This window comes from Staphylococcus agnetis (genome assembly GCF_002901865.1).
Lineage (GTDB): Bacteria > Bacillota > Bacilli > Staphylococcales > Staphylococcaceae > Staphylococcus > Staphylococcus agnetis.
This window is the reverse complement of record NZ_PPQF01000010.1, coordinates 1-11,727: the sequence shown is the minus strand read 5'-3', so window position 1 is coordinate 11,727 and position 11,727 is coordinate 1. Positions and strand designations below refer to the sequence as shown.

Genomic DNA, 11,727 nt, shown 5'->3' with positions numbered 1-11,727 from the left:
ATTCATGTTTTATTACCTACTCAAACCCTTACTCTCACTCAAACTGTCTATACAAGAATGCAATATTTTTATAAATCATCAATTATTTTTTTGTTATTTGGAATTAAAAAATAATTGTATTCACACAATCATTTGATATAATGATTTAAGCATTGCTCTTTTGATTAATTTTATTATTTTTAATTCTAATTCTTTTAAATGCTATAAACATTATTGAGCATAATCATATTGACTTAACAATGAATGCATTTAATCAAACTATTTACTCACTAAGGGGGATTTCATGAAAAAATTAGATTTTTTACCAAACACACAAAATAAGTACGGTATTCGAAAGTTCACTGTTGGCACAGCTTCAATTTTATTAGGAACTTTATTATTCATTGGAACGGATGAGGAGGCAAAAGCGGCCGAGGAGACTACTTCAACTGCTAGCGTACCAACGAGTACTTCAGAATCGTCAGTAACCCAACCGACTGAAGCGCCAACTGCTAATGCGTTAGCGTCTTCAACACCGACATCGGATGTCGTAACAACAGCTGATACGAATACTACAAATTATACGAACACAGTAGCTACAGCTAATAACACTACTACAAGCACTTCAGCTACTCCGTCAAATACTGCGTCAGCACCTGAAGTAGCACCGGTAACCGACAGCACGGCTGTTGTAGCGGATAATGCACCATCGCCAACGACCAATACAGTTGCATCGACGTCAACACAACCAGAGACTGTAAATACAGCTTCACCTGTAGGTACCGCTTCACCAACTTTAGCAAGCACATCAATTGATACCACTCGTAATGACTCAAACACACTTGCGTCGACAACCGAATCAACACCAACGACACGTTCAATTAATTTAGCTTCACAACCTACAACGAGGACTTTTGCTACAGCAACGGGTACGGGTACGAATGTGAACAATTTAGTTACTGTCACAAATCCAACGATTTCTAAAACAGCGATCGATCCGAACCAAAGTGGTAATTTCCGTTTAACCGCAAACTATGTAGTAAATGGCAAAGTCAAAGGTGGCGATTATTTTACAATTCAAATGCCAAAGTATGCCAACATTAATGGTGAACTCGATTTCTCTGCCAGTAACAATCAATTTCCAATCAACCTTTACTCTCCAGCAGGCTATGTTGTCGCAAATGGTGTATATGATACAACTACAAAAACATTAACGTATACATTTACAGACTGGGTAAACGATAAAGAAAATATTTCTGGTCGCTTTAACCTTGCGCAATTTGCTGATCGTAAAACTGCTTTGAACTCAGGTACATACGATTTAAACTATAATCTAGCTGGCGAAACATATAACACTCAAATCACATATAACTACGACAGACATGATTACGGGGTTTACCCTTCTTCAGTAGATACTATGATTACAAGTGTGGATGGTACAGAAAAAACAAATACATTTAAAGAAACTATTTATGTTAATCCTAAAGACGTTGATTTAAGTAATGCGCGTTTAATTTTAGGTAAAGATACCTCAAACAGTAACGCTATTATTAATTACGATACAACAAAATTGCACATTTATCGCATAACTGACCCAAAACAATTAAATGATAGTTACTACTTTGACCCTACAGGTTTCCCTGATTTAGCCCAAAGTTTTTATAATACCAATCGCATTTACATGAATGCTGACGGCAAATTAGAAGTGAATTTTGGTGGCATTGATACGCCTTATGTAGTTGTAATGGGATCTAAATTTGATCCTACTTATAGTAATGACTTATCTACACGCGCTACATTAATCGCAACGGATAAATTTAATTATACTGCGACGTATTCTTTCGATAACGGCTTCTTAGTTGAAACTAGTTCGGGATCTGGTGATGGTACAGCTAAAACATATAGTCTTGGGGATTATGTGTGGGAAGATTCAAACCAAAACGGTATTCAAGATGCTGGTGAAGCGCCAATTCCTGGTGTAGTTGTTACGCTAAGAGACAGCAATGGGTATGTCGTGAAAACAGGCGTAACCGATAAATATGGTAACTATTTATTTTCTGGATTAAATAATGGTTCGTATATCGTAGATTTTGTCACACCTGATGGCTATGTTCCAACGGTTGAAAAAGCAGGAACGGATACGACTGACGATTCTGATGGCACAAGTGTTCCAGTAACAATTGATGGCGCAGATAATTTCACGATTGATTCTGGTTTTTATAAACCGACACCTGAACCGACGCCTGTCCCTGCAACTTATAACCTTGGGGATTATGTGTGGAACGATTCAAATAAAGATGGTATTCAAAACTCTAATGAGGTCGGAATTGAAGGCGTTGTTGTAACACTCACTAAACCTGATGGCACAACGGTTACAACAACGACGGATGCTTCTGGTAAGTATGTTTTTACTGGCCTTGAAAATGGCGAGTACACAATTACGTTTACTACACCTAATGGATTTGAACCGACACTTACAAATGTTGGCGATTATCGCTTGGATTCTAATGGGGTGTCAACTTCAGCTACTATAAACAATGCAGATAATATGTCGGTTGATTCTGGATTCTATCAACCTACTGTGGAACCAACACCTGTCCCTGCGACTTATAACCTTGGGGACTATGTGTGGAATGACTCTAACAAAGACGGCATTCAAAACTCTAATGAAGTTGGTATTGAAGGTGTGACTGTCACGTTGACGAAACCTGATGGCACAACGGTTACAACGACAACAGATCCTTCTGGTAAATATGTCTTTACTGGTCTTGAGAATGGCGAGTATACAGTGACATTTTCAACGCCAAATGGCTTTGAACCAACGCTCACAAATGTGGGTGATAATCAATTAGATTCTGACGGCTTGTCGACTAAAGTGACGATTAACAATGCAGATAATATGTCTGTTGATTCTGGATTCTATCAACCTACTGTGGAACCGACGCCTAAGCCGACTCCAGAACCAACACCTGAGCCAACTCCGGAACCAACGCCTGAGCCGACTCCTGAGCCAACGCCTGAGCCAACTCCGGAACCGACACCTGAACCAACTCCAGAGCCAATGCCTGAGCCGACTCCTGAGCCAACGCCTGATCCGACTCCAGAATCAGGTCACGCAACGCCAAACCAACCGTCAAAGGTATCAACACATGCATCACCAAAATCAGTAACATCTGAAAAATCAGATGCAGTACATGCGTTACCTGAAACAGGACAAGAGAAAACCAATACCGGTTTAATAGGTTCGCTATTAGGAGGACTTGGCGCATTATTGGTATTACGACGAAAACGTAAGGTTAATAAAAATCATTAAGCATCACAAATTTAAGCAACGACATCCCTTCTGTCGTTGCTTTTTCTATTTTATGAACTTCCCTAAAGAATATTTGTACCCGTCTCACCCCTATCCATTTGTGATTTATTAACAGGATGTTAAACCGCATTTAATTCTATCCATGTAACTCCACGCATATAATAAAGGTGGTTATTTGTATTACGTAATCTATAATCAAAAATATGATTTAAAGGAGCAAAAGAAATGAAATTATCTACATTTGCTAAAACAAGTTTAGCGCTAGGTATTTTAACAACAGGACTTATGACAACATATGCTCAATCGGCTAACGCCGCAGATGATATTACGCCGGGTGTGGAAAACGTTAATAAAGACAACGTATTTTTACATTCATATTATAAACAAGCATTTTATGAACTTAATAACGTTACAGGCGTGAAAGAAGGCAAACAACTCAAATTTGAAACGGAATATGGACCGCTTCATATCCAATTACCTGAGAGTGAAGTACATAAATATACGGATGGAGAAGTAAAAAATTTAGATGTTTTTGCGATTAGAGAATACAATGATACAAAACTTCCTTCAATCGGGGGTATTACGCAAAACAACACATCTTTACAAGATAATCCAATTGAACCGAAAACGATATTAAAAAAGGCAAATGATCAAGTTGTTTCAGCTGAAGATATTTATTTTCCAATTCATAAACAACATGTTTCACTAAAAGAAATTGATTTTAAATTACGCCAACAACTTGTTGACCATGATGGATTGTATACAAATGGCTATAAGAAAGGCAAAATCATCGTTTCAATGAATGATAATTCAAAACATGAAATTGATTTAAGTGATAAATTCCCGGTTTCTAAAATGGGAACTGTGATAGATGCCACACAAATTCACCATATCGACGCTGAAATGCGTACATAATTTAAATATGAAACATCGAGCTTCCATTACGGAGGCTCTTTTTTTAATTAAACACTATTTATATTTAATTAAACGTAATTTAATTACTTCTCTTGAATTGTAATATTATAATGAAAGTGATTATTGGTATTACGTAACAATTAACAACATCATTTCAGATTTAAAGGAGCTAGAAATATGAAACTATCTACAATTGCTAAAACGAGTTTAGCACTAGGTATTTTAACAACAGGAATAATGACAACTAACGCTCAATCTGTAAGCGCAAATAACTTTAATGAGCCTTATAAGGCTGTAGTCAATCCAGAAAATAAATATTTACATGATTATTACTTACGCCCTTACTACGAATATAAAAAAGTGTCTGTTTTCAAAAAAGGCAATAAAGCATTTTTAAGAACAAAAGGTCGTTTAACGAATATTCTTTTATCTGGTGAAGACAAAAATTATTATGCTAACGGCGTAAAAACGCACAACTTAGATGTCTTTACGGTTCAAGAAGAAGGGAACCACCGTGTACATTATTCTGTCGGCGGACTATCTAGAACGAACTTTACTAACGTTAAAGATTGGAAAATCAACATACCTGCAAGATTATATAAATCAAATGAGACGGCTCAACAAGAAGTTGATTTCAATTTAAAACTTGAAAAACTACAAGTGACGTTAAAAGAAATTGATTTCAAATTAAGAAAACAACTTATTCAGAATGATGAATTGTATGTAAACGGATATAAATATGGTGAAATCATCATAAACATGAAAAATGGTGAACGTCATATCATTGATTTATCACAAAGACTATCATATAAAAAGATGGGTATTTTACTCAGCACGCAATATATTCGTGACATCGAAGCTTATATCAAGAAAACCGACTGGGCTCATAGAGCAGATTTAAATCAATAAAAAGGAAGTGAGCTTCGGTTATAGAAGCTCACTTTTTTATATTATTTATTTTACATTTAATCATTACTTACGTTTAGTTAAACCGTATTTAATTTTATATTTGTGGAATCACGTCTATAATAAGGGTGATTGATCGTATTATAAGTTTGACCATAATCTATCGCTTTGTGAATTCAAAAAAAGGAGCTAGAGAAATGAAATTATCTTCAATCGCTAAAGCAAGTTTAGCATTAGGAATTTTAACAACAGGAGTTATAACAACAAACGCTCAATCTGCAAGTGCTGAAACACCTAAGCAACAAACAAAGTCGCAGGAAGACAAAGCTTACCAAACTGTCAAAAAATACTACACAAATGGTTATTCAGAATTGCATAATGTTAACGCATTTAGAGCTGATAAACGCAAAAACGTTGTAGTCGTTAAAAAAGACAATATTACAACAGCAATTCATTTAAAAGGTATAGATAAAGATCTATACAATGCGAACTTAACTGGTGTGGATGTATTTGTAGTTAACGAAAATAGTCCAGGTAAAAAAGTCGTGAAAACAATTGGCGGCCTTTCTAAAACAAATAAAGGCCCTTACTACGATTATGTCGGAAGCCCAGTGCTCACTTTATTTAATGGAAAAACAAATACAATAACAACAATGCCATACTTTATTTATAAAGAACAAGTCACTTTAAAAGAATTAGACTTTAAAATTAGAAAAGTATTAAGACAAAAATATGATTTATATGAACATGGTCCGAGCAATGGATACATTAGAATTCATATGAAAGGCGATAAACCTAACGATTACTACACATTCCAATTAAACAAAGTTCTTGAAGAACATCGTATGGGTATTGTCGTAGATACTACAAAAATTGATCGTATTACCGTTAATATGTAATTTTATAAAATACTGATATACACAAGACGCATTCATGTGAAACCGATATGCCTAGGTTATATCGATGTTGCCCACTTGATTTTTACATGATGCGACAACAAGCAACACTTTTTAATACACATCAATCAAAAGTAAGACATGATTTAATTTAGAGATAGAAAAATGGATCTGTTGCTTGAACATTTTACTTTAAGTATTTAAGTGCATGATTAAACTTCTTATATAAATAAAATTGATATGTTTTTAAATAAAAAAACAGCGCTATCGTTACGGTGCCCCCCTTAACGATAGCCTGTTTTATTGATTGAAATATATGAACTTTAGGTGTTACTGTGAACCATTTTTCTTCATTTTAAAATATTTAACAATGTACATCACACCTACAATGATAAAAATTGTAGTGAATAACCATGAATGTTTCACGATAAACACGATAGCACTCATTAAGAATAAAATGCCAATAAGTAACGTCAAATATCCTTGTTTCATGATGAATCATCCTTTTTATTATTTACTATTCAGTATATATGATGGGCCGATTCATTTCCAAAGCACGTGGAACATCAATCACACGTTGATTTAACGACCCCTTATACGCTAAGTTAGGTTGATATAGTGATTGTATAAATAATCCATCGACTAACACATCGACAAGAGACAATAATTGATATCTTGGACCTGTATCATTTTTCAAATATTCGAATAAGAACCCCGTCCAGACCCATAATGTTTTGCGCTGGCCAAATTTCTCACGAAACGCACGCGCTACTTTTAACGTAATATCAATATTACAAAATGGCTCCCCACCTAAAATACTTAGGCCTGAAATGTAATCTGGTTCGCAGTAAGTCAAAATTTCTTCTAAAATCGAGTCAGAAAAAGTTTCGCCATAATTAAATTTTTGAGCGGCAACGTTATAACACCCTTCACATTGAAATGGGCACCCTGACACATACATGCTGACGCGTACACCTTCCCCGTCAACAAAACTTTGTTGTTCGATTTTCGCAATGTAGCCCCGTCCTTCTACAATATCAAGAACGGTCATGGTCTTTGCCATCTTTCATATGTTTCACTCGAGCACAAATTTCTTTTTGACGTCCTTCAATGACGGGTCTTTGAACTGGATTTCCTAAATAACCACACGTCCGTTTGACCACATCAATCGTTTTAGGGTCACTATTACCGCAATGTGGACACGTATAACCTTGCGCTGTCGTTTCAAAATCTCCTTCAAATCCACATTCATAACAACGATCAATAGGAATATTCGTTCCTAAATAGCCCACTTTGTCATACGCATAATCCCATACCGCTTCAAGCGCCTTCAAATTATGATTTAACTTTGGATACTCGCAATAGTGAATAAAACCACCACTTGCATAGTACGGATAGTCTTTTTCAAAATCAATTTTCTCAAAAGGCGTCACATCTTTTCGCACATCATAATGAAAGGAATTTGTATAATAACCTTTATCTGTAATGTCCGGAATCGCACCAAATTTTTCAAAATCTAACCGACAAAAGCGGTCAGTTAATGATTCGCTTGGCGTGCTATAAATACTAAACCAAATATCCGTATCTTCAGTCCATTTTTGTTGATAATCTTTCATTTCTTTTAAAATATCTAACGTAAATGCTTTAGCTTCAGGATTTGTTTCCCAATTCGGGCCATAAAAGACCGTCGCTACTTCATATAAACCGATGTATCCCATAGAGACAGTGGCACGACGATCTTTAAACAATTCCGATACCGATTCATTCTGTTGTAATTTATATTTAAATGCCCCACTTTTATATAAAATGGGCGCATTTTCAGGAACGGCTTGAAGCACGCGTTCTAAACGATACATTAATGCTTCATGTAGAATATCCATACGTTCATGAAATCGTTGCCAAAACGCCAATTTGTCACCTTTTGATTCTATCGCTATACGTGGAAGGTTTAGGGTGACTACACCTAAATTACAACGCCCATTATTTTCGAATTGACCTTCAGCATCACGCCATGCTTGTAAAAAGGAGCGACATCCCATAGGCGCTTTAAAATCACCTAAAATATTTACCAATGCCTCATAATTTAACACATCTGGATACATGCGTTTAGTCGAACATTCGAGTGCCAATTGTTTAATATCATAGTTAGGATCGTTCTCACTAAAATTCACACCTTTTTTAATCGAAAACACTAATTTTGGAAAAATTGCCGTCATGCGTGTTTTACCTAATCCTTTAATGCGCGTTTTTAATATCGCTTGTTGGATTTTACGACTCAATGTATCCGTTCCAAGCCCAAATCCTAAAGTTACAAAAGGCGTTTGTCCATTCGACGTATACAGCGTATTAATTTCATACTCTAAACTTTCAATCGCGTCACCAATATCTTTTGTCACTTGTTGGTCAACGTATGTTTCAATCGCATCTTCTTTTACAAATTGTGTAGCGATGGATCTATGGTGTGCTTCATTAAAACGTGCATATGTACTGAGTAATTCATCGACGCGGTCGACAGTACAGCCCCCGTACTGACTACTTGAAACATTCGCAATGATTTGAACCAGTTGCGCCGTCGCGGTTTGAATCGATTTAGGAGAGGTCACATTCGCATTTCCAATTTCAAAACCATGTTGTAACATTGATTTGGCATCAATAAGGCAACAATTTGTTAACGGTTGAAACGGATGATAGTCTAAATCATGAAAATGAATGTCACCATTTTTATGTGCTTCTGCCACACGTTTTGGTAATAAATGTTCTAATGCGTATGATTTTGAAACCACCCCTGCTGTTAAGTCACGCATCGTTGAAAACGTGTTACTGTCTTTATTCGCATTTTCATTCACCACTGTTGGATCTTTGGTGATGAGTCCTTGTAAAGCCACTTCCAATTGTTTCATAACATCAACCCTTTCTATATATTGTGTCTATCTACAATCTATGACACTATATATAGTATTTCAAACAAAAATCAGACTGTTAACATAACTGTCAAAAGTTTGTTAATAAACGTTGAACTTTGAAAAGCGGGCAATTCAAAAATAATTTACATTATAACAAGTGCTAAAAATAACTTTGACGCACAACATAAAAAAACAGTTAACCTCCGAATCATCGGTGTTAACTGTTCATCTTTATACGAAATTAGCGTTGATTTTTAATATTTATCGTTGCTTTAATGTAATTTTTTGCAGCCTCAAAATGTTGTTGTTCCGCTTCATCAAGTGTAATATCAAATACCTGGTCAATACCGTATTGATGCGTTAATGTTGGTAAGCTGATAGCTATCTGATTTTGTTCTTGAAGTGATGTAATCGGCATCACTGACTTTTCATTTAATACCAAACTTTTAACTAAGTTCACTGTCGTTTTAGAAATTGCGACATTGGTCCAGCCTTTATTTTTTAATACATCAAAGGATACTTTATCGATTTGTTGAGAAATGGCTTCTTTATTTATGCGTGGTTTGTCTGACAGTTTTTCAAATTCTTCAAGCGACATCCCTGAAATAGTCACTTTACTCCACACAGGCACCGCATGTTGCCCATGTTCTCCAATCACAAATCCTTCCACACTTTTTGGATCGATATCATAATGATCGGCGATGAGCGTTTTAAAACGTGCAGTTTCGAGTAATGTTCCTGTTCCCATAATTTTCTCATTCGGATAGTCATTCGCTTGTGTCGCAATATACGTCATCGCATCTACAGGATTAGATACAAAAATGACGAGCGGTTTCGTTGTCACGCGATACAATTGATGCATAATATCTTCAATTAATGAAATGTTCCCTTTCGTTAACGCTGTGCGATCAGGAATATCCGGATCCATCGGCACACTTGCCGTCACCACAACCACATCTGCATCCGATAAATCGTTGTATGTTCCAACGCAAATATCAATATGATTTGTACGTGATAACCCTTGCGCATGATGGTGATCTAACACTTCACCTTCAGCCAATTGAGCATTAGAATCAATCACAACAATTTTCGAAAAGAGATTCATATACTGTATATCTGTTAAAAATTGACTTCCTACTTTACCAATCCCTATAATACCTAACTTCATGATAGCCACTCCTTTTTAACGATTTTATGTGTTAAAGTACATTTTAATACAATAATGATTGAAATTAAAATGAAAAAAGATAATCATTTTTGATTGTCATACGTTATGAATGATACAGTGATGTTGAAACACATTTAAGAAAGGCGTGATTCAAAGTGATGTTTAAGAAAGACACCTACAATCGTTTTATTGTAGAAGCATGCGGGCAGTCTAAAGAGGTGGCTTGTTACATCTTAACCGATAGAGAAACAGGGATTCAGTATCTATCAAATAGAGCTGGTGTGGGTACAGGTATAACACCTTTACTAGATGAAAATGGTAATGTATCAAAAGTCGATCCACAAGCGTTAAAATCCAATACATAAACTAACAGCCGTAGACTCATGAATCTACGGCTGTTATATTGCTTAGAGCATCTTATTCTCCTTGATATGTTTTCACTTTATTTGTTTTCATATCAAAATATTTAAGTGATTGCTTACGTTTCTCCACTTTTTGTTTCGCACTGATGCTGTAGTCATTATTGTATAATGTCGCTTCCCAGCTACTGTACATTGGATTCGGGAAGATAATGTATTTACTTCCAAAATCATCTTCATGTTGGCGAACTAATTCATCACGTGATTTTTGAGTCGCTTCTTTTGGCTCTTCAAAATCAAGTAAATTGTCACCAAATAACATCACTAAATTGTAATCTGAGCGTACTTTATCACGACGTTCTTCTTTACTCTTATCGCCCGCTTTTTTCAATAATACGTGTTTTTTATCCGCTTGAGGCAATTTTTCTTTTTTCAAGTTTTTAATCGTCGCATCTAAATCTTTTTCATGAGAGCGGTCAGATACATAGAAAATTTCTACATCATGTTTATCTGCATACGTTAAAAAGTCTTTCGCACCGTAAACTGGCTTCGCTTGAGCACTTTTCACCCATTCATGCCATCCAGTTGGGAAAGATGTGCCATTTAACGCACTCGCAGCTTGAAATGGTGAATTATCTAATACCGTTTCATCGATATCTAAAACAATCGCTAATTTTTTGCCACCTTTATGGTGTTTAATTTTTTTACTTAACGTTTCTTTCGCGCTATTATACCCTTGAGCATAAAGTGCTTTTGCCTCTGCAGAGTTTTGGTACCATGCCACACTCATCACATTTTGTTCGCTCAATTGTTTCACATAATCTGATTCAGTTTGCGTTTGAGTTTGATGTGTTGGGGCTTCAGCACCTGCAAACGTGTCAGAAGGTACAGTAGACGTAATCATCCCTAAAGCTAAAAGTGTTGTTGCTGTTTTTGTCCATTTGTTCATAATATCCAATCACCTTTTTATGTATATTGTATAAAAGTAGAACAATTAATTATTGTCTTATACGCTTATATCATAAGTGTTTTTAAAATAAAGCTCAACAATTATGTGCGTATTTTTATTATATTTAAGAATACTGAATTGGTTCATACTTGAAGGGTATTTCTTACATTTCCTTATAATAGGAATGTACATGAAACTTCACATATCCACCTATATGAAAAGCTAATACCTGTTCTAGTGTCAATGAACGTAACATAAGAAACTGTGTTTTTATAAACGTTTATTAAAGTAAAAAATTCTTTTCAAAAATGACCGTTTTTCTGTTAATAACTTTAAGTT

Annotated in this window: 10 protein-coding genes; 5 read left to right on the top strand and 5 right to left on the bottom strand. The window is 35.5% G+C overall.

The window, feature by feature from the left end:
• Positions 1-283: 283 nt before the first annotated feature.
• The 4 genes from CD172_RS02100 to CD172_RS02085 all read left to right on the top strand — a co-directional run bounded on the left by CD172_RS02100 (position 284) and on the right by CD172_RS02085 (position 6,012).
• Complete coding sequence (locus CD172_RS02100) at positions 284-3,292, top strand: SdrD B-like domain-containing protein (RefSeq protein ID WP_103345322.1); 3,009 nt, start codon at positions 284-286, stop codon at positions 3,290-3,292.
• 225 nt (positions 3,293-3,517) lie between these two features.
• Entirely contained in the window at positions 3,518-4,207 is a 690-nt protein-coding gene (locus CD172_RS02095) for an exotoxin beta-grasp domain-containing protein (protein ID WP_103345321.1), read from the top strand.
• A 177-nt stretch (positions 4,208-4,384) separates the two neighbouring features.
• Positions 4,385-5,116, top strand: a complete 732-nt coding sequence (locus CD172_RS02090) for an exotoxin beta-grasp domain-containing protein (protein WP_103345320.1) — start codon at positions 4,385-4,387, stop codon at positions 5,114-5,116.
• 194 nt (positions 5,117-5,310) lie between these two features.
• The gene (locus CD172_RS02085) at positions 5,311-6,012 is read left to right on the top strand and encodes an exotoxin beta-grasp domain-containing protein (protein ID WP_037565271.1); all 702 of its coding nucleotides are present in this window, start codon (positions 5,311-5,313) and stop codon (positions 6,010-6,012) included.
• 327 nt (positions 6,013-6,339) lie between these two features.
• Here CD172_RS02085 and CD172_RS02080 read toward each other — a convergent pair whose 3' ends face one another.
• The 4 genes from CD172_RS02080 to CD172_RS02065 all read right to left on the bottom strand — a co-directional run bounded on the left by CD172_RS02080 (position 6,340) and on the right by CD172_RS02065 (position 10,080).
• Complete coding sequence (locus CD172_RS02080) at positions 6,340-6,501, bottom strand: DUF308 domain-containing protein (RefSeq protein ID WP_103345319.1); 162 nt, start codon at positions 6,499-6,501, stop codon at positions 6,340-6,342.
• 25 nt (positions 6,502-6,526) lie between these two features.
• On the bottom strand, positions 6,527-7,060 hold the full coding sequence (gene nrdG, locus CD172_RS02075) for an anaerobic ribonucleoside-triphosphate reductase activating protein (RefSeq protein ID WP_103345318.1): 534 nt from the start codon (positions 7,058-7,060) through the stop codon (positions 6,527-6,529).
• Complete coding sequence (gene nrdD / locus CD172_RS02070) at positions 7,047-8,909, bottom strand: anaerobic ribonucleoside-triphosphate reductase (protein ID WP_103345317.1); 1,863 nt, start codon at positions 8,907-8,909, stop codon at positions 7,047-7,049. The genes nrdG and nrdD overlap by 14 nt, the downstream gene beginning before the upstream one ends.
• Positions 8,910-9,153: 244 nt before the next feature.
• Complete coding sequence (locus CD172_RS02065; protein WP_174875579.1) at positions 9,154-10,080, bottom strand: lactate/malate family dehydrogenase; 927 nt, start codon at positions 10,078-10,080, stop codon at positions 9,154-9,156.
• A gap of 158 nt (positions 10,081-10,238) precedes the next feature.
• Between CD172_RS02065 and CD172_RS02060 the strand changes: the two genes are divergently transcribed.
• Positions 10,239-10,445, top strand: a complete 207-nt coding sequence (locus CD172_RS02060; protein WP_037565339.1) for a DUF6440 family protein — start codon at positions 10,239-10,241, stop codon at positions 10,443-10,445.
• A 52-nt stretch (positions 10,446-10,497) separates the two neighbouring features.
• Here the strand turns inward: CD172_RS02060 and CD172_RS02055 are convergent, their stop codons facing one another.
• Positions 10,498-11,388, bottom strand: coding sequence for a 5'-nucleotidase, lipoprotein e(P4) family (locus CD172_RS02055; protein ID WP_103345316.1), 891 nt, complete (start codon positions 11,386-11,388; stop codon positions 10,498-10,500).
• Positions 11,389-11,727: the final 339 nt, after the last annotated feature.

Bases quoted from the DNA above. Each gene is read 5' to 3' on its own strand.
- CD172_RS02100 (WP_103345322.1), top strand. From the start codon at position 284: ATGAAAAAATTAGATTTTTTACCAAACACACAAAATAAGTACGGTATT.
- CD172_RS02095 (WP_103345321.1), top strand. From the start codon at position 3,518: ATGAAATTATCTACATTTGCTAAAACAAGTTTAGCGCTAGGTATTTTA.
- CD172_RS02090 (WP_103345320.1), top strand. From the start codon at position 4,385: ATGAAACTATCTACAATTGCTAAAACGAGTTTAGCACTAGGTATTTTA.
- CD172_RS02085 (WP_037565271.1), top strand. From the start codon at position 5,311: ATGAAATTATCTTCAATCGCTAAAGCAAGTTTAGCATTAGGAATTTTA.
- CD172_RS02080 (WP_103345319.1), bottom strand. From the start codon at position 6,501: ATGAAACAAGGATATTTGACGTTACTTATTGGCATTTTATTCTTAATG.
- nrdG (WP_103345318.1), bottom strand. From the start codon at position 7,060: ATGACCGTTCTTGATATTGTAGAAGGACGGGGCTACATTGCGAAAATC.
- nrdD (WP_103345317.1), bottom strand. From the start codon at position 8,909: ATGAAACAATTGGAAGTGGCTTTACAAGGACTCATCACCAAAGATCCA.
- CD172_RS02065 (WP_174875579.1), bottom strand. From the start codon at position 10,080: ATGAAGTTAGGTATTATAGGGATTGGTAAAGTAGGAAGTCAATTTTTA.
- CD172_RS02060 (WP_037565339.1), top strand. From the start codon at position 10,239: ATGTTTAAGAAAGACACCTACAATCGTTTTATTGTAGAAGCATGCGGG.
- CD172_RS02055 (WP_103345316.1), bottom strand. From the start codon at position 11,388: ATGAACAAATGGACAAAAACAGCAACAACACTTTTAGCTTTAGGGATG.